The sequence below is a fragment of the Candidatus Palauibacter sp. genome (assembly GCF_965213655.1).
Lineage (GTDB): Bacteria > Gemmatimonadota > Gemmatimonadetes > Palauibacterales > Palauibacteraceae > Palauibacter.
Genome location: NZ_CBDBZT010000003.1, coordinates 2,807,292 through 2,825,108 on the forward strand (window position 1 = coordinate 2,807,292; position 17,817 = coordinate 2,825,108).

15 protein-coding genes and 1 pseudogene are annotated in these 17,817 nt (G+C 66.6%); 8 read left to right on the top strand and 8 right to left on the bottom strand.

All coding sequences use genetic code 11. The features are described 5' to 3' along the window. Positions 1–83: 83 nt before the first annotated feature. Both ACOOGH_RS14580 and ACOOGH_RS14585 read left to right on the top strand, forming a co-directional pair. Positions 84–1,094, top strand: a complete 1,011-nt coding sequence (locus tag ACOOGH_RS14580) for a carboxypeptidase regulatory-like domain-containing protein (protein WP_420449607.1) — start codon at positions 84–86, stop codon at positions 1,092–1,094. A 32-nt stretch (positions 1,095–1,126) separates the two neighbouring features. Then, a complete protein-coding gene (locus ACOOGH_RS14585) occupies positions 1,127–1,726 on the top strand; it encodes a DUF2911 domain-containing protein (RefSeq protein ID WP_420449608.1) in 600 nt (199 codons plus the stop codon). Between the two features lie 33 nt (positions 1,727–1,759). Here the strand turns inward: ACOOGH_RS14585 and ACOOGH_RS14590 are convergent, their stop codons facing one another. From ACOOGH_RS14590 to ACOOGH_RS14600, 3 genes are read right to left on the bottom strand one after another with little or no spacing between them, the layout of a single operon-like run. Then, complete coding sequence (locus tag ACOOGH_RS14590; RefSeq protein ID WP_420449609.1) at positions 1,760–2,353, bottom strand: GNAT family N-acetyltransferase; 594 nt, start codon at positions 2,351–2,353, stop codon at positions 1,760–1,762. After that, positions 2,350–2,676 (bottom strand): amidohydrolase family protein, encoded by a 327-nt coding sequence (locus ACOOGH_RS14595; RefSeq protein WP_420450141.1) that lies wholly within the window; start codon positions 2,674–2,676, stop codon positions 2,350–2,352. The genes ACOOGH_RS14590 and ACOOGH_RS14595 overlap by 4 nt, the downstream gene beginning before the upstream one ends. Beyond that, positions 2,571–3,629 carry an amidohydrolase family protein gene (locus tag ACOOGH_RS14600; protein WP_420449610.1) on the bottom strand — a complete coding sequence of 353 codons (1,059 nt, stop codon included), beginning with the start codon at positions 3,627–3,629 and terminating at the stop codon, positions 2,571–2,573. Before ACOOGH_RS14600 ends, ACOOGH_RS14595 begins: the two co-directional genes overlap by 106 nt. Before the next feature lie 48 nt (positions 3,630–3,677). On the opposite strand from ACOOGH_RS14600, the gene ACOOGH_RS14605 reads away from it, so the two are divergent. Further along, positions 3,678–4,949 (top strand): PQQ-dependent sugar dehydrogenase, encoded by a 1,272-nt coding sequence (locus tag ACOOGH_RS14605; RefSeq protein WP_420449611.1) that lies wholly within the window; start codon positions 3,678–3,680, stop codon positions 4,947–4,949. 3 nt (positions 4,950–4,952) lie between these two features. Further along, the gene (locus ACOOGH_RS14610; protein ID WP_420449612.1) at positions 4,953–5,852 is read left to right on the top strand and encodes a hypothetical protein; all 900 of its coding nucleotides are present in this window, start codon (positions 4,953–4,955) and stop codon (positions 5,850–5,852) included. On the opposite strand, the gene ACOOGH_RS14615 is transcribed toward ACOOGH_RS14610, so the two are convergent. Then, complete coding sequence (locus tag ACOOGH_RS14615; protein WP_420449613.1) at positions 5,773–8,130, bottom strand: Ig-like domain-containing protein; 2,358 nt, start codon at positions 8,128–8,130, stop codon at positions 5,773–5,775. The two genes, ACOOGH_RS14610 and ACOOGH_RS14615, sit on opposite strands and share 80 nt — an antisense overlap. Before the next feature lie 325 nt (positions 8,131–8,455). After that, the gene (gene erm / locus ACOOGH_RS14620) at positions 8,456–9,247 is read right to left on the bottom strand and encodes a 23S ribosomal RNA methyltransferase Erm (protein WP_420449614.1); all 792 of its coding nucleotides are present in this window, start codon (positions 9,245–9,247) and stop codon (positions 8,456–8,458) included. A gap of 315 nt (positions 9,248–9,562) precedes the next feature. Here erm and ACOOGH_RS14625 point away from each other — a divergent pair, with 315 nt between their 5' ends. Both ACOOGH_RS14625 and ACOOGH_RS14630 read left to right on the top strand, forming a co-directional pair. Beyond that, a complete protein-coding gene (locus ACOOGH_RS14625; protein WP_420449615.1) occupies positions 9,563–9,841 on the top strand; it encodes a type II toxin-antitoxin system RelE/ParE family toxin in 279 nt (92 codons plus the stop codon). A 12-nt stretch (positions 9,842–9,853) separates the two neighbouring features. Next, positions 9,854–10,144, top strand: coding sequence for a HigA family addiction module antitoxin (locus ACOOGH_RS14630; protein WP_420449616.1), 291 nt, complete (start codon positions 9,854–9,856; stop codon positions 10,142–10,144). 33 nt (positions 10,145–10,177) lie between these two features. Here the strand turns inward: ACOOGH_RS14630 and ACOOGH_RS14635 are convergent, their stop codons facing one another. The 3 genes and pseudogenes from ACOOGH_RS14635 to xsc all read right to left on the bottom strand — a co-directional run bounded on the left by ACOOGH_RS14635 (position 10,178) and on the right by xsc (position 14,461). Next, positions 10,178–11,323 (bottom strand): 4Fe-4S double cluster binding domain-containing protein, encoded by a 1,146-nt coding sequence (locus tag ACOOGH_RS14635; protein ID WP_420449617.1) that lies wholly within the window; start codon positions 11,321–11,323, stop codon positions 10,178–10,180. After that, complete coding sequence (locus ACOOGH_RS14640; RefSeq protein ID WP_420449618.1) at positions 11,324–12,718, bottom strand: aspartate aminotransferase family protein; 1,395 nt, start codon at positions 12,716–12,718, stop codon at positions 11,324–11,326. 11 nt (positions 12,719–12,729) lie between these two features. Continuing rightward, a pseudogene (gene xsc / locus ACOOGH_RS14645) lies at positions 12,730–14,461 on the bottom strand (sulfoacetaldehyde acetyltransferase). 135 nt (positions 14,462–14,596) lie between these two features. Between xsc and ACOOGH_RS14650 the strand changes: the two are divergent. Continuing rightward, positions 14,597–16,306 (top strand): amidohydrolase, encoded by a 1,710-nt coding sequence (locus ACOOGH_RS14650; RefSeq protein ID WP_420449619.1) that lies wholly within the window; start codon positions 14,597–14,599, stop codon positions 16,304–16,306. A gap of 76 nt (positions 16,307–16,382) precedes the next feature. Further along, on the top strand, positions 16,383–17,816 hold the full coding sequence (locus tag ACOOGH_RS14655) for an alanine/glycine:cation symporter family protein (RefSeq protein WP_420449620.1): 1,434 nt from the start codon (positions 16,383–16,385) through the stop codon (positions 17,814–17,816). Position 17,817 lies beyond the last annotated feature (1 nt).

Consider the following 17,817-nt stretch of genomic DNA (forward strand, 5'->3'; position numbering starts at 1 on the left):
GTGTTGAGGAGGCCCATTCGGAGGTTCCGCGAATCCTGAATCAAACGTCGGCGGCACGATTACTTGCCTGGAGTTTCGTTGCGGTGTTCGGACTTGCCGCCGGCGCCGGGGCTCTTTCGGCGCAGCAGCCGGACTGCGGCGAGCGCGCGACCCTGCGGATCGCCGTCCTGAACGACTACGGCGGGGCACCGGTCCGGAACGGGGCGGTCGTCGTGCGGTGGACCGAAGCCGAGCGGGCGAGAAGGCCGCTGCGCGAGGAGGTCCGAGCCGGCGGACGTCTCGTGCTCTGCGCACCGCAGGACGCGGAGCAGGCCACGCTGTGGGCCGAGTGGGGAGACGTCTCGAGCGAGGAGGCCGTCGTCCTCATAGTCGCCGGGATGTCGCACGACATCACGCTCACGCTGCGCCCGGCGGAGATCAGGACCGGACGGCTGGTCGGCGAGGTACTCGATGCCGTGACGGATGATCCGGTGGTGGCCGCCGTGGTGTCCGTTCCCGACCGTTTGCGCGTGGCCGAGACCAACCGCCGGGGGCGTTTCGTCCTGAGCGGCGTTCCCGTCGGCATGCAGGAACTCAACGTGCGGCACCTCGGGTACGCTCCGCTCACCTATGTGGTCGAGGTCTCCTCCGGCCTCACCACGGAGGTGGAGATCGGCATGGTCCCCGATCCGGTGGAGATGGAACCGATCGTGGCGACGGTGATCAGATCGCGCCGGCTCGAGGTCAAGGGCTTCTACGAGCGCAGGCACTGGGGCGAACTCGTCGGTACCGGCACCTACTACACGGCGGAGGACATCGATCGGCGCCGGCCGGTGGAGATCTCGCACATGGTCGCCGACGAGTCGGGCATCCGGCTCCAGTGCAACATCCGGCGTACCGACTGCAGGCTGGTGAACACGAGGCTGTCGTCGGGGGTCACGGGCGCCTGTTCGCTGAACTTCTACGTCGACGGTTTGCCGACGCGGGGGATCCCACTCGACGACGTTGTGAGACCGAGCGAGATCGCGGGTCTGGAGATATACAAGGGACTGGCCTCGGGTCCGGCGGAGTTCCCGCCTTCCCGATGCGGTCTCATCGTGGTGTGGACGAAATGACGTCCAGGAGAAGGCACATTGGAGGTGACGAGATGAAGCGAAGCAGCGCGTGGTACCTCGCCGTTTTTCTGGTCCTGGGGTGTGGTGGAGGATCGGAGACCGGGGAGGCGGAGATGGCGGAGACCGCCGAACCCATGGCCGAAATGGCGGACCCGGGGCTGGCCTGCGTCGTCATGGGCGACGTCGAGGGTCGGCAGAGCCCGCTCCAGGAACTGAGCTTCTCGTACGATGGGGGTGAAGGACTCCTCTGCTACGGCGCCCCCTCGGCCCGCGAGCGCGTCGTCATGGGGGAGCTGGTTCCGTACGGTGAGGTCTGGCGTCTCGGAGCGAACGAGGCGACGGCGCTGCACCTCTCCGCCCCCGCCACCGTGGGGGGCGTCGCGCTCGGCGCCGGCAGCTACTCGCTGTACGCGACGCCCGGCGAGACCGAATGGGAGTTCCACGTCAATTCGGAATACGACCGCTGGGGCATCCCGATCGACGCCGTGGTCCAGAGCACCGAGGTGGGCAGCTTCGCGGCCACGCCCTCGGCGACCGCGGAGATGGTCGAGACGATGACCTTCGAGCAGGTGGACGGCGCCCTCCGCTTCTCATGGGAGAACACACAGGTCGACATCCCCCTCGGCATGTAGTGTCCTGGGCACCCCTGCCTCTGGCGTGCCGGTTCAGCGGTGGCGCCAGAGGCGGGTCTCCAGGTGCCGTTTGATCGCGGGCCATTCGTGGAGGAGGACGGAGTACATCACGTCGTCGCGCACGCTTCCGTCGCGGCGTAGCGAGTGGTTGCGCAGGACGCCGTCCTTTTTGGCGCCGAGCGCCTCGATGGCCCGCTGGGAGCGCAGGTTCATGCCGTCCGTGCGCAGTCCCACGACTCCACATCCCACCGTCTCGAACGCGTGCGTCATGAGCAGGAGCTTGCAGGCCGTGTTGACGTGCGTGCGCTGGTGGCTCGACCCGTACCACGTGTAGCCGATCTCGACACGGTCGACGTGCGGCAGGATGTCGTGGTAGCGCGTGGACCCGATGACGGCGCCCGTGTCGAGGAGCCGGACGACCCACGCCAGCATGTGGCCGGCGGCCTGTCCCTCGAGAGCCGTCTCGATGTAGTCGGTCACCTCGTCCGGCGCGGGGACGAAGGTGAAAAAGAGGTTCCACAATTCCCCGTCCGACGCGGCCTCCGCGAGCGCGTCGGCGTGCTCGACACCGAGCGGCTCGAGGCGAACGCCGTGCCCCTCGAGCGTTACGGGGTGAAGCTCGATCATCGAGGCGCGAGCATCCTGGTGCTGATCCCCTCGCGGTCCACCATCGTCCCCCACAAGTAGACAGCGTCGATCTGACGCGTGTTCGTGATGTCGTCGAGCGGGTTCGCGTCGAGGATGATGAAGTCGGCGCTCTTGCCCGCCGCGATCTCGCCGAGGTCGTCCCAGTTCATCAGCTCGGCGGAGGTCTTCGTCGCCGCCACGATGACGTCGCCCGGCGTCATGCCGGAGCGGACCATGTCCTCCATCTCCTGGTGCGGTGCCCAGGCCGCGTTCCCATCCGTGCCGAAGGAGATCTTGATGCCCGCCTCGGCGAAGCGGGCCAGGTTGCGCGCCTGGATGCCGAACGACTCCTGCGCGGCGGCGTTGTCGACGGACGCTGACTGCATCTCTTCGAGTTGCGCGGCGGGCACGGTGCCGGCCAGCTCAGGTCGAGCGCCACGCCCGGGCCCGGGAGGTTGGGCACGAGGACGACTTCCGGGCGCTCGGCCCAGAGTTTCATGAGTTCGTCATCCGCGTCGAGGTCGCGCACGCCGTGGGCGAAGACGTCTACGCCGGCCCGGAGCAGCCCCTTGGCGTCTTCCAGGTAGAAGACGTGGGCCGTGACCATGAGCCCGTGCTGGTGGGCCTCGTCGATGATCGGGCCATACAGTGCCGGGGAGAGCCTCTCGTACTGCCCGCCGCGGTCGTCGACCCAGATCTTGACGATGTCGACCTGTTGCTCGGCCAGTTCGCGCACCGCCGCCCGCGCCTCCTCCTCCGTCTCGATCCAGAAGGGGACGTCGGAGCGGCCGGGCTCCGGGGTCGTGATCCCGCGGCCCGCCGTCTTCGAGCGGGCGGCGTCAGCCACGGCTTCGCCGCGCATGTCGAGACCGACGGTGCCGCTCTCGGTGCCGAGGCTGACGACGGCCCCCGCCCCGTAGTAGGCCATGTGCTGAAGCTGGGAGATCCTCTCATCGCGCTCGGAGGCGAGGTGGATGTGCGCGTTCACGATCGCGGGCATGACCGTCTTGCCCGAAAGATCCACGCGCTCCGCGCCGTCCGGCACTTCCATCTCGCCGCTCGCTCCGACGCCGGCGAACTGCCCGTTCTCGACGACGAACACGCCGGACTCGATGACCGAACCGTCACCCGTGATCACGCGTGCCCCCTCGTAGGCGACCGCGTCGGTCGCGTCTCCGCCGCCATCCGTCGCGCAGCCGGCCAGAAGAGCGGCGGCGATCGCGAGGGTGGAGAAGCGTGCGGCCGGGATCGATGTGAGCGATTGGGCTCGAAGCATGTCTACCTCCTGTCAGGCTCCCGTGGGACGCATAAGTATAGAGGCGGCATGACTCCCCTGACACGGACGGACGATCCCCACATGAGCCATCACCGCGACGCGCGCTTTCTCGTCGTATCGCTTCTGACCCTCGCCGCGTGTGCCCCCGGCGGCCGTGACACCGCGGGCGACGATGACGGCGTCGTGAGAACCGCGCTGCACGATTTCCGGGTCGAAGAGGTCGCGGACGGCCTCGTGCGCCCGTTCGCCATGGCCTTCACGCCCGAGGGGGACCTCCTCGTGACCGAGCGGCCCGGCCGTCTCCGCATCATCCGCGATGGCGTCCTCCTGCCGGATTCCGTGGAGGGTCTGCCTCCGATCCGGGCGCTGGGCCGCGGCGCCCGCTCCATGGCCGGCTTCGAGCAGGCCGGGCTGCGCGACGCGATCCTGCACCCCGACTTCGAGACGAACCGGCTCCTCTATCTGAGCTACGTGAAGCCGGGGCCCGACTCGCTGGGCACGATCGCGATCGCCCGCGGCCGGTACGACAACGATCGGCTGACGGATGTCGAGGAACTGTTCCACGCGGACGCACCCGGGAACGGGACGGAGCGAAGCTCGATGTGGGGCGGGCGCCTCGTCTTCGACCACGACGGCTACCTGTTCATGACGCTGGGCGACCGGCAGTGGCCCTCGGCCGGTGACCTGGAGGCGCATCCTGCGCAGGACCTGACGAACCACAACGGGAGCACGATCCGGATCCACGATGATGGGCGGGTCCCCGAGGACAATCCGTTCGTGGACGAGGCAGGGATCCACCCCGAGATCTGGACGTGGGGCCACCGCAACGCCCAGGGGATGGCGGTCCATCCCGAGACCGGAGACCTGTGGCAGAACGAACACGGCCCGCAGGGCGGTGACGAACTCAACCTGATCGCGGGCGGCCGCAACTACGGCTGGCCCGTCGTCGGGTACGGCGTGAACTACCGAACGGGCTCGCGCATTCACTCGGGGACCCTCATGGAGGAAATGGAGCCGCCGGAGCACATCTGGGTCCCCTCCATCGGCGTCTCCGGGATGCTCTTCTACACGGGCGACGCCTTCCCTGGGTGGCGCGGCGACATGCTCGTCGGCGGTCTCAGCGGCCGGCAGCTCGCTCGGCTGCGCATGGAAGGCCGCGAGGTGACGCACGAGGAGACGCTCCTGCAGGGGATCGGCCGCATCCGCGACGTCCGCCAGGGCCCGGACGGCTTCATCTACCTCGCCATCGACGGGGAGACCCGGGACGTGGACGGCCCGCCGACCGCCATCGTGAGGCTCGTGCCCGCCGGCCGCCGGTAGCCGATGCGCGTCGGCACGTTTCACACGGCCGCTGTCCTCATGCTGCCACTACTGGCTTGCCGGGATGCTGGCCCAACCGAGCTTCCGCTCCCGATACCGATCGAGACCAGCCCATCGACGGACCGGGAGATCCTCGCTCTTCTCTACGAGAAGACGAACGGTCCGGGTTGGAAGAACAGCCGGCATTGGCTCAGCCACGTGCCACTCCACGCCTGGTATGGGGTCGATGTCGGCGCCGACGGTCGCGTCTCGAGACTCTGGCTCTACAACAACGGTCTGACGGGCCGGATCCCGCCTGAGATCGGTCGCCTTTCCGGGCTCACGGAGTTGCACCTCAGCCAAAATGCGCTGACGGGCCGGATTCCAGCGGAGATCGGAGGGCTCTCGGAACTTCGGAGCCTGCGTCTGGGGTGGAACGAGCTGGCTGGCTCGATCCCCACCGAACTCGGAGACCTTGCGGCCCTTGAACACCTCTGGCTGGAGGGCAACGATCTGACGGGCCGGATTCCAGCGGAGATCGGAGACCTTGCGGCCCTTGAACACCTCTGGCTGGAGGGCAACGACCTGACGGGCCGGATTCCAGCGGAGATCGGAGACCTTGCGGCCCTTGAACACCTCTGGCTGGAGGACAACGACCTGACCGGGCCGATCCCGCCCGAGATCGGCCGCCTCGCCGGGCTCAGAACCTTGCGCTTCGGCGGCAACGATCTGACCGGGCCGATCCCGCCGGAGATCGCCAGCCTCGCGGGCCTCCGGGGCCTGGAGTTGTGGTCCAACGATCTGACGGGCCCCATCCCGCCGAGTCTGGGCAACTTGACCAGCCTCAGGAGCCTCTCTCTTGCACAGAACGACCTCTCGGGCCCGGTCCCGGCGGGATCGGCCCCACCATTCGGTTGTCGTTGACGGAGAAATGCTCCAGGGCCTTCAGTTTGCCCAGTTCGGGCGGCAGTGAACCCGATACCTGATTGCGAGAGAGCGAGAAGAACACGAGCGAGGCCATGTCCCCGAGCTCCCTGGGCAGGGGACCGTCGATTCGGTTGTCCGGAAGGGCCAACTCTTCCAGTCTCTTGAGGTTGCCCAGCGACGCGGGCAGAGGACCCGTCAGCTGGTTCTCGAACAGGGCGAGCACCACCAGCGAATCGAGGTCGCCGATTTCTGGAGGAATCGGTCCGGAAAGGTTGTTCATCGACAAGTACAGGGTATCCACGCTCGCCAGGCCACCGATCTCCGCTGGAATCGGTCCCTCGAACTGGTTGTCGGCAAGGGACAGGTACCCGACCTGGGCAAGCCTGCCGATTTCCGGCGGGATGGGGCCTGTGAGGGCGTTTCCGTGCAGCCATAGGGTCTCGACGCGGGGCAGGTCTCCGATCTCCGGCGGCAGTGGGCCGCTCAGGTTGTTGTCTGAGAGGTATAACTCGGTAACGTGTCCTTCTTTGTCGGCCGTGACGCCGTACCATGTATTGATAGGCGCGTCGGTCAGCCAGTTCTCGTTCCCGTTCCAAACCGGACCGCCCGTAGCATTGTAAAGGGCGACGAGCGCTTTCCGATCAGGGGTCGCCGGAATGCACGGGAGCGGATCGACAGTCCTGTCCCCGATCGATTCGTACCAGGTCTCAAGCCTCGGCGGCAGACACACGTAAGTGGCGCCGACGTAGAAGTTGGTGAGGATGAGCTGGGCGAAGGTCTCCGGAACGGGGCCGGCGAGGTTGTTGCCTGAAATGGTCAGGTATCGAAGGCCTGCCATGTTGCCCATTTCCGGTGGCAGCGGACCCGAGAGTTCGTTGGCGTTGAGATTCAGATCGCGAAGCACCTGGAGTTCACCGATCTCCGGCGGGATTCGGCCGCTGAGTGAATTGCTGCCCAGATCGAGAATGAAGAGTTTGTCGAGCAGGCCCAGCGACCGAGGGATTCTTCCCGTCAGACCGTTGTCGCGCAGCGCCAGGTGAGCCACGCGTCCGTTGTGGTCGGTCTCGACTCCGCCCCACTCCGAGAGCGGCGCGTTGGTGAGCCAGTTCGTGTTGTCTCGCCAGCCGTCCCCGCCTGTGGTGCGATACAGGTGCTCCAGGACATCCCTGTCGCTGGAGATGATCAACACCTCCACTCCGGCCGCTGCGGTGAGCGAGCCCACCGTGGCCGTTATCGTGGTGGAACCCGGTCGAATCGCGGTCACCAGCCCTGTCGGGTCAACGGTAGCTACTGACGCGTTGCGGCTCGCCCACTCCGCCGTCGCTCCCGCCACCTCGTGGCCGTTGGCGTCCGCGACCGCCGCCATGACGGTCGCCGTGTCTCCCACGCCCGCCAGCGTCAGTGACTCCGGGAGCAACGTGAGCGTCACCGGCACCTGCTGGACTGTTACGGCCGCACTCGCGCTCACCGAATCTGCCACCGCCGTAATCGACGTCGTGCCATTCCCCGCCGCAGTGACCAAGCCGCCGGAATCCACCTGCGCCACCGTCGTATCACCGCTCACCCATAGAATCGAGGCGTCGCCCGCCTTCCCGGCTCGATCCACCGCCGTCGCCGTCAACGTCAACGTGTCGCCCAGCGCGGTGAACGACAGTTCCGATGGCTCCAGCAGGATCGAGACCGCCCGGAACTCGACGACGACTGCCGCACTTGCGTCCAGTCCGCCCGCTGTCGCGGTCACCTCGGTCGTGCCAGTAGACACCGCTGTCACGAGACCGGTCGAGTCGACCGTGGCCATCGTGGTGTCCCCGCTTACCCACGACACCTGCACGCTCTCGACGGCGTGCCCATTGGCGTCCGCTATCCGTGGCGCGATGGTCGCGGTGTCTCCCACGCCCTCCAACGTCAGTGAATCCGGTGCCAGTGAGATGGTTGCGGGGGCCTGCTGGACCGTCACAACCGCGCTTCCCGCGGCCACGCCGGCCCGGGCAGTAATCGTGGCGCTGCCGGCGGCGACCGCTGTCACCAGACCATTCGAGTCCGCGGTCACGGCGGCGGGCGCGCTCGAGGACCAGGTCACCGTCGCTGCGGCCATGGGATTGCCGTTCCGGTCCCGTACCTGAGCGGTGAACTGCGCGCTCTCGCCCAGCGCAACCAGGGTGACGGTCGCGGGCGAAACCGTGACAAAACCGGGAACCGGAGTAACGGGGTCCGGAGGAACGGGGTCCGGCGGAGCGGTGGGCTGGTCTCCGGAGCAGCTTCCGACGACCCACAACCCGAGAAAAGCCAGAAAACACCGGCCCCACTCAGGTCCCCGCCGGCCAACATCGCATGGTCGTGCGGACAGGGTGTTGGCAATGATGAGAGGTAGCTCCGCGGCACATTGAGAGAGTTGCTCGGCAATTCGTTAATTAAGAGAACTATCTCTTTGTGTCCACTGCACACATTTATTATTATCTGTCTATTATTGACATTTTTCATTGATTTACCATTAATACGCCTCAGGGCAGCGAGCTGAGGGGGATGCGAGAGCTCGAGGAACTGGGGTGAGACCTTCAGGCCCGCAGGATCGGCTCTCGATGTCGAGCGCCGGCGGCGCCTTAAGATCCCGTCAGCCTGCGGAACCTGAACAAGGCGAGCCACTGGTCGAAGGTGAGGTCGCGGGGTGGCCCGGAAGGATTGAACCTGAGATCTCGACCCAGCCGGTGGATCTGCGTTGACGTGAATTCGGGTCGCAGACACCGCTTGATCGAGCGGCCGTCGCGACCGAAGCAACTCCGGATGAAGCGCCGGTAGTCCGCGGCCTGGAATCGCTCCACGAGCGGCCTGGTTCGACGGGCGAGCCAGAGCGCGACCGCGTCCACTCTCGGAGGGGGATCGAAGTCGGACCGGCGAAAGCGCCGCGTGATCTCGATCTGCCACCACGGCTTGAGCAGCAGCGAGGGCAGAGTCTCCCGGGAACAGGGAGCGCCGGCAAACCGCTCGGCCGCTTCACGCTGGACCACGAGCCAGGCGTCCCGCGGCGGAGAATCGGCCTCGACAAGCCGCCGGACGATGGCGGCCGTCTGGTTGAACGGGATGTTCCCCAGGACCTTGTAGGGGACGTCGGGCAGCCGAAAGCGCAGGAAGTCGGACCTGACGATCGTGACGCGGTCGTCACTTCGGAAGCGCGTGCGAAGCGCCTCGGACAGCGCCCCGTCGAACTCCACCGCGACGACCTCACGGCATCGACGCGCCAGTGCTCGAGTGAGAATGCCGCGGCCCGGCCCGATCTCGACGACCAGATCGCTTCGTTTGATGGGAGCCTGAGCGATCAGGCTAGCCGCAAGCGACCTGCTCCGGAGGAAGTGCTGCGAGAGGTCCGCACGCCTGGGTGTCCGATGCCTGGACACGGCGAACCATCACGAACGTGGACATGAATTCTCCTGCGACGCACGATCCAGACTGAGAAAACCTCGCATGCGACGTTAGACAACAGGCGTCTCACCCGCAAACCGACGCCGGCGCGACGGATCCGTGCCGGAGCCCAAGGGTGCGCCTAATGTTGGCTTGACCGGTCAGGCACTTGGGCAAGCCGTTGTGAAACCCCTCCCAGAAGGCACCTTCGTTGATCCATGACGAGTTGCGCAGTAGGCAGCCCCTGGAGTGCTGTTCGAACCGTCGGGCATATTGTCACCCGAGAGGTGATACGTTACACTTCCCATACAATGATTCGTAGCTTTCGCCACCGAGGCCTCGAGCGTTTGTTCGAGAAGGGAGACCGGAGCCGGATTCCCCCGGACCTGATTGCCAAGGTCGAGCGGATCCTTGCTCGCCTGGACGTGGCGGCCAAGCCCGAGGACATGAACCTGCCAGGCCTTCGGCTCCACCCGCTGAAGGGCGACCGCGCAGGATATTGGGCGGTGAAGGTGTCCGCCAACTGGCGCGTGGTGTTTCGCTTCGACGGGCGCGATGTCAGGGATGTGGGTTTGACCGACTACCATTAGGAGACTCGCGACATGCCGATGAAGAACCCGCCGCATCCGGGCCTGTCCGTGCGCCATGATTGTCTGGAGCCCTTGGGGCTCACTGTGACGGAGGCGGCGCGGAGGCTTGGTGTCAGCCGAAAGCAGCTTTCCGAACTCGTCAACGGCCGTTCGGGCATCTCTCCCGAAATGGCGATCCGCCTGGACAAGGCGTTTGGAGGTGGGGCTGAGACCTGGTATCGCCTTCAGTCGGCCTACGACCTTGCGCAGGCCATGAAGAATGCCGGCCGGATCAACGTGGAGCGGATACCGACTCCCGTTTGAAGGTTGGCGCGCTGGAAGCGCCGGTTCGTGCCATCACGCGGGGGTCCACCAATGGGACGGCTTCAGGCGCTCGCCGCGTCCACTGGTGCGGTCCAGCCAGAGCGCGAGTCGCCTGAGCCGCGTGCCCGCCAGCCATCGCCACACGCGACTCCATCGGTCGCGATAGTCACGGTTGTAGGGACAGACGCGCACGCAGATCGAGCAGTCGGTGTTCTGGTTGGCCCAGAAGCGGAAGCATTTCTCGGCATCCGTGGTCCATTTCCGGATGCCCTGAATGTTCGACCGGTTGTGGACCAGGGTGGACGGTTCGCCGTCGGCGATGGCCCCCGCGGGGCAGCCGGCCGTGCACGCGCGGCAGATGTCGCACGTCTCCTTCACGCCGAATCCGACGGGCCTGTCGTGGGCGAGCGGCATGTCGGTGAAGACCTTGCCTAGCCGGACGCGGGGACCGTACTCGCGGGTGATGAGGAGACCGTGGCGCCCGTACTCGCCCAGCCCGGCCTTGATCGCGAGCGGGATGGCCAGCGCCGAGTCGTTCATGCTGGCCACGGCCTGGTAGCCGAGATTGGTGATGTACTGCGCGATCGCCAGCAGCACGATCGTATCCCGGGAGTAGGTGGCTCCCGTCGCGGTGCCGCTCAGCGCGGAGGGCGCCGTGCTCAACAGTTCCCGGTCCATCGACTGCGCGATCACGATCACGGTTCCGAGATCGGTGGAGATCTCCTGCGGTTTCTCGTGCTCGGTCTCGCGGCTGTAGGCATGCGCGTAGAGCCAGCGCTCGTCGTTGCCGGTGATCCCCACCAGATCGGCGCCCAGCGTCTTCGCGGCCTGCTTGATCTCGCGCGCCATCTCCTCGGGCGACTCCACCGGCAGCGTGCTGCCCGGGCCCTCGCGAACGGTGGTGTACGGATCCAGAAAGCCCTCGCGACGGTCGTCGCCGTCACGCAGTTCGGCGAAGATGTCCGTCACGTGCCATGACGCGTTGCGCAGCGCGTAGTCACGCTGGGTGAAGCCGTCGACGGAACGCCAGGTCAGCTTCGGCGTGCGGTACGTCTCGTAGAACATGTCCGAGCGGTGCGTGCGCACCTCCGGGTCCCAGAACGAGCGGCAGAAGATGTCGTCCTTCTGCGAGAAGCGCCGGAAGTCCTCCCGGATATCGAAGCCGGCTTCCCTGTCCATTCAGAGATCCCGGCAGCCGTATTCGATACCCGTCTTCACGGCCTCGACCAGCTCGTCGATGTCCGCCCGGGTCACGATGAGCGGCGGAGCGATGGTCACGGTGTTGTTCAGGCCGGGGATGCTCCGCGTGGTCCTGCCCACCAGCACGCCCTCCTCGGCGGCCCTCCCCACGACGGCCATCATGACGTCCTCGCTCACGGGCGCCTTCGTCGTCTTGTCCTCCACCAGCTCCACGCCGGCGAACAGACCCTTGCCCCGGACGTCGCCGACGTTGTCGTGGTCGAGCAGCTCCCGCAGGCGATCCTGCAGGTAGGCCCCCATCACGCGACTGTTCTCGATCAGATCCTCTTCCTCGATGATGCGCAGGTTCTCCAGAGCCGCCACAAACCCGACGGTGCAGCCGCCGTAGGTGCTGATGTCCCTGAAGTAGTGGAACTTTTCGTCCGGATCTCCCAGGAACCGGTCGAACACCTCGCTACGCACCGCGGCCGCCGAGATCGGAGCGTAGGAGCTGGCCATGCCCTTGGCCATCGTGACGATGTCCGGCACGAAGTCGTAGTGCTCGAACCCGAACATCGTCCCCGTGCGCCCGAATCCGCACACGACTTCGTCGATGATCAGCAGGACGTCATATCTGTCGCAGATCTCGCGGACGATTGGAAAATATTCCTCGACCGGAGGAATGACCCCCCCGCCCGCTGTGATCGGCTCGAGGATCACGCCCCCCACCGTTTCCGGCCCCTCCTCCTCGATGGCGTCCTCGAGGGCGCGCGCGCATTCGATGTCGCACTCCGGGTAGGTCTTGTCGAAGGGACAGCGATAGCACATCGCGTGCGGGAACCCCGAAAACCCGTCCGGGAACGGCCCGTAGGCCTCCTTGCGCTCCGCCTGGCCGCTGGCAGCCAGGCAGGCGATGGTGGTGCCGTGGTAGTCGCGGTCGCGGTACAGCACCTTCGACTTCCGGTTCCCGTTCAGGTGGGCGATCTGGCGCACCATCTTGAAGGCCTTCTCGTTGGCCTCGGAGCCGCTATTGGCGAAGTAGACGCGGTCCAGGCCGGGCATCCGCTCGGCCAGCGCGCTCGCATACCGGGCGGCCGGGACGGTGCCGACCACCCCCGCGTAATACGGCAGCCGCGTCAGTTGCTCGTAGACCACCCGCGCGATGCTCTCCCGCCCGTGGCCGACGTTTACGCACCAGACGCCGCCCGATGTCCCGTCCAGATACTCCTTGCCGTGGATGTCGCGGACGCGCGCGCCCCGACCCTCCACGAAGACCTGCGGATCCCGGGTCTCGAGAATCCTGTGCTGAAACAGGTGGTGCCAGAGATGCTTCCTGTCCTTCTCAAGGATGTCTTGGACATCGTAGTCCGGCGGCAACGCCTGGGTGTCGGACATCCGGGCTCTCTCTAGCTCAGGCTGAGGTGTGCGTATTTTTCCAGATGACGCGTGGGCATGGCCAGCGCGTCGCGGCGGAAGGGCTCCGCGAGCACGTTGGCGCCTCCCTCGACGACCGCGTTGATGACGCACGGCTGGCCACTCGCCACGGCGTCGCGCACCACGTCCTGGACATCGCGGTAGTCGTCGACCGTGTAGCCCCGTGCGCCCATCGACTCGGCCACCTTCGCGAAATCCGGATTGCTGCGCAGGTTGGTGCCCTACGAAGCGATTGTCGTAGAAGTCGATCTGGTTCTTCTTCTCGGCGCCCCATTCGTGGTTGTTGATGACGATGGCGATGACAGGGATGTCCTCGCGCACCGCCGTCATCACCTCGCTCATGCCGCTGATGCCCCACGCGCCATCCCCTTGAATGGCGAACACGGGAGCTTCCGGATTGCCGATCCTGGCGCCCAGCGCGGCGCCGTACGCGAAGCCGCAGTTCCCCCATGTGAGTGCGGCGAGGTGCTGCCGGGGGCCGTTGAAGCGGAGGTACCCGTTGCTGATCGAACAGGGGTTGCCGATGTCCGTGCTCACTACGGCATCCTCGGGTAGCGCGCGGGTCAGTTCCCGGAGGAAGCGCCGGGGGTGCATGAGGGCGCTGGTGGACGAAGACCAGTTCTCAAGTTCCTCGTCCCAGGCCTGCTTCTCCCGTGCGACGTCGGCGATGCGTACCTCGTTTCGTCCCGGATCCGGCAGCGCGTTTCTCAACTCGTCGAGCAGCTCGACGGCATACTCCTTCACGTCCGCAACCGAAAAGAGCGACGGGATCTTGCTCATGCCCCAATGCCTGGCGTCCCGGTCCACCTGAATGAGCGTGGCGTCTTCGGGCCAGTAGGTCATGTCGTACTGGGGCAGCAGTCCGAAGACCCCGAGCCGGGTCCCGAGAGCCAGCACCACGTCGGCCTTGGCGATGGTGCGCATGGCGGCCTTCGACCCGCAGTAACCGATCGGCCCGCACCCCAGTTCGTGGCTATAGGGGAAGGTGTCGTTGTGCAGGTAGGTATTGACCACCGGCGCGCTCAGATGCTCGGCCAGCGCCACGACGTCCTCCAGGGCTTCCCCCTGGCCGACCCCTCCTCCGGAGACGATGACCGGATAGCGGGCGCCGCTCAGGATCCGGACCGCCTCTTCGATGTCTCCCTTCGGAGGCCGGCCCGGGCCGAGGGCGGGCGTCGCGAAGATCTCCTCCTCGATGTCGCCGTAGAAGTAGTCCCTCGGGATGTTGAGGTGCGTGGGGCCGAGTTCGAGCTTGGCGCGGTAGAAGCAGCGCCGTGCCAGTTCGCCCATGCGCTCCGGACGGTTGACGCGCACCTGGAACACGGTCTGGGCCTCGAACATCGGCATCTGGTCGAGTTCCTGGAAACCTCCGGTGCCGATACCGAGCGACCCCGTTTCCGGGGTGATGGCGACCACGGGGGAGTGCGCCCAGAAGGCGGCCGCGATCGCGGAGACGAAGTTCGCGGCGCCGGGGCCGTTCTGGGCGATGCAGGCTTGGGGCCTTCCCGTAACCCTCGCCAGCCCGTCGGCGGCGTGCGCGGCCGCCTGTTCGTGCGCCACGGAAATGAAGCGAATGCCCGCATCCGGGAACAGGTCCAGGGCGTCCATGAACGCCGATCCCACCAGCCCGAACACTTCCGTCACGCCCTCCGCCACCAGCGTCTCGACCAGCGCTTCGGAGGGAGTCATCGTTCTCTTCGGCATGTCCAGCCTCCAACGGTGCGAGCGGCACGGTTCCGGAAGAAAACCGGGGTCGCCAGTGGCCCCGGCCCGGGCGCATGCAACCCGGAGAAGGTAGTATAGTCCCCATGGCAGGCGTGGTAGGGAGTCGTGAGAAGGTTGAGAAAAGCCGCGGCAGCTTTCGCGTTCACCCTTGGCTTCGCCATCACGGCCTGCGCCCCGGAGCCCAACCCCGGGGCCGACCCTGTCGACACCATCTTCTTCGGCGACAACATCGTCACCATGGATCCGCTGCAGCCCACCGTGGAGGCGGTCGCGGTTCGCGGCGAAACCATTGTGGCGGCGGGCGCGCGGGACGAAGTGATGGCGCTGGAAGGGCCCTCGACCCGGATGGTGGAGCTGGGAGAAAACGCCCTCCTGCCCGGCTTCATCGACGCCCACGGCCACTTCCTGGGTGCGGGCCGCGACCAGACCTCTCTCTTGCTGCACCCGCCGCCGGTGGGCGATGTCGAGAACATCGACGACATCGTGCGCAAGGTGCGGGCGTGGATCGACGAGCACGACATTCCGCCCGGCGAGCCGGTGACGGGGCGCGGCTACGACGACTCCCTGCTCGAGGAGGGCCGGCACCCGACGCGCGAGGATCTCGACCGCGCCTCGACCGAGCACCCCATCGTCCTCACCCATGTGTCCGGGCACCTGACCACGACCAATTCCGCCGCGCTCGCGGCCAGCGACATCACCGCGGACACGCCGGACCCGCCGGGCGGCCATGTGCGCCGCATCGAGGGCTCGATGGAGCCCAACGGCGTGCTGGAGGAAACCGCCAGCGGATTGCTGGCCATCGAGCGTTCACCCGCCCCGTCCCGGGACGAACTCGACGACCTGATCCGCCGCTCCATCGACGTGTACCTGAGCCACGGCACGACCACCATCCAGGACGGCGGGACCGGCCCGGCCCAAGCCGAACGCTTCCGGGCGGCCGCCGACCGGGAGCCCTTCAAGGCGGACATCGCAGCCTTCGTGCGCAACCGCGCCGCGCCCAACGCGGTTCCGGACGTGTCCTACGCGCGCGAGTACCGGAACGGCTTCCGGGTGGCCGGAGTGAAGCTCATGCTGGACGGCTCCCCCCAGGGGCGCACGGCCTGGGTCACGATCCCGTACGAAGAGCGTCCGCCGAACACCCCGCCGGACTACGTGGCGTACGGCGTCATGGACCCCGGCGAGTACAAGGCCCAGGCGGACCAGCTGATCAAGGCGGGCATCCCGATCATCGTCCACGCCAACGGCGACGCGGCCATGGACCTCATGATGGACGGGGTGGACGAGGCCGTCGCGGACATGGATCCCATGCCCGACCACCGCTCCGTCATCATCCACGCACAGCTCATGCGCGCCGACCAGTTGGACCGCGCCGCCGAGCTGAACGTCGTGCCCTCGTTTTTCGCGGCGCACGCCTTTTTCTGGGGCGACTGGCACCGGCGCAGCTTCGGGGAGGAGCGGGGCAACAACATCAGCCCGGTGGGCTGGGCGCTCGAACGGGGGGTGGACTTCACCGTCCACAACGACGCCCCCGTGGTCCCGCCGCACATCATGCGACTGGTCTCGATCACCGTGAACCGCAAGACCCGCAGCGGGCACATCCTCGGCCCGGATCAACGGCCGACGGTGATGCAGGCGCTGCACGCCGTAACGCTCGGCGGCGCCTACCAGTACTTCGAGGAAGACACCAAGGGCTCGATCACGATCGGCAAGCAGGCCGACCTCGTCATCCTGGGCGAGAACCCGCTCACCGCGAATCCGGAGAATCTGGAGTTCATCCCGATCCTGGAGACGTTCTCGCGGGGCAGGTCGGTATTCTCCAGGTAGGCGGGGTCGCGAGTCCCGCATTTGCACGCCGGGGCCCGTCCGCCTGACTTCCCACTCGCGCTGAAGGACGCCATCCATGGGTGTAGACGAGCTCGTCAACAGGATCATGCGGCCCGTCGCCGACGCAGTATCGGAGTTCATCTTCTTCTCCGTGTCGGTCGGTGGGGCCGAGATTCCGCTGATCGTGGCGTGGCTCATCGCCGGGGGCGTGTTCTTCACCCTGTACCTGGGCTTCATCAACGTACGGGGCTTCAAGCACGCGCTCGATCTGGTCAGAGGCCGCTACACGGATCCCTCGCAGCCGGGCGAGGTGACGCCCTTTCAGGCGCTCGCGACCGCCGTCTCGGGTACGGTCGGAATCGGGAACATCGCGGGGGTCGCCGTGGCGATCTCGCTGGGCGGGCCCGGAGCCACGCTCTGGCTGATCATCGCCGGACTTCTCGGCATGAGCACCAAGTTCGCCGAATGCACGCTGGCGGTGAAATATCGCCACACCAACCCGGACGGCTCCGTCAGCGGCGGCCCGATGTACTATCTGCAGCGCGGTCTGGAGCTGCGGAACCTGCCCCGGATCGGTCACGGCCTGGGGATGTTCTACGCCGCCGCCATGGTGCTGGGCTGTCTCGGCATCGGCAACATGTTTCAGTCCAACCAGGCGGCCGCCATCCTGATCGAGGTCACGGGCGCCGAAGGCAGCTTCTTCAGCGACAAGGCCTGGCTGCTGGGTGTCCTCATGGCCGTCGCCGTGGCATTGGTCATCGTCGGCGGCATCAAGAGTATCGCCCGGGTCACCTCCAGACTGGTGCCCTTCATGGCCGTGCTCTACGTGCTGTCGGCGCTGGCCGTCATCGGGATGAACGCCGACCGGCTTCCCGGCGCCATCGTCCAGATCTGGGAAGGCGCGTTCTCGCCGGACAGTATCGGGGGCGGCATGATCGGGGTGATGATCCTCGGGTTCCGGCGGGCCGTGTTCTCCAACGAGGCCGGCCTGGGTTCCGCCGCCATCGCGCACTCGGCGGTGCAGACCGACGAACCCTCCACCGAGGGCTTCGTCAGCTTGCTGGAGCCGTTCATCGACACGGTGGTCATCTGCACGATGACGGCGCTGGTGATCATTATGACGGTCTACGATCCGTCGCTGGCCGACGCCGGCATCACCGGCATCGAGATGACCAAGACCGCCTTCGAGAGCACGCTTTCGTGGTCGCCCGTGCCCCTCTCGGTGGCGGCGGTGCTCTTCGCCTTCTCCACGATGATTTCATGGAGCTATTACGGCCTGAAATCTCTCACGTATCTGACGGGCGAGAATCGAACCGTGGAAGCCGGCTTCAAGCTGTTCTTCTGCGCTTTCGTGGTACTGGGTGCCAGCGTCCAGCTGGGCGCGCTGATCGATCTCTCGGACGCCGTCATCTATGTGGTCGCGATCCCCAACCTTCTCGGCCTGTACCTGCTGGCGCCGGTCCTGAAGCGGGAGATGCACTCCTACCGGGAGCGCCTCGGACGCTACTGAT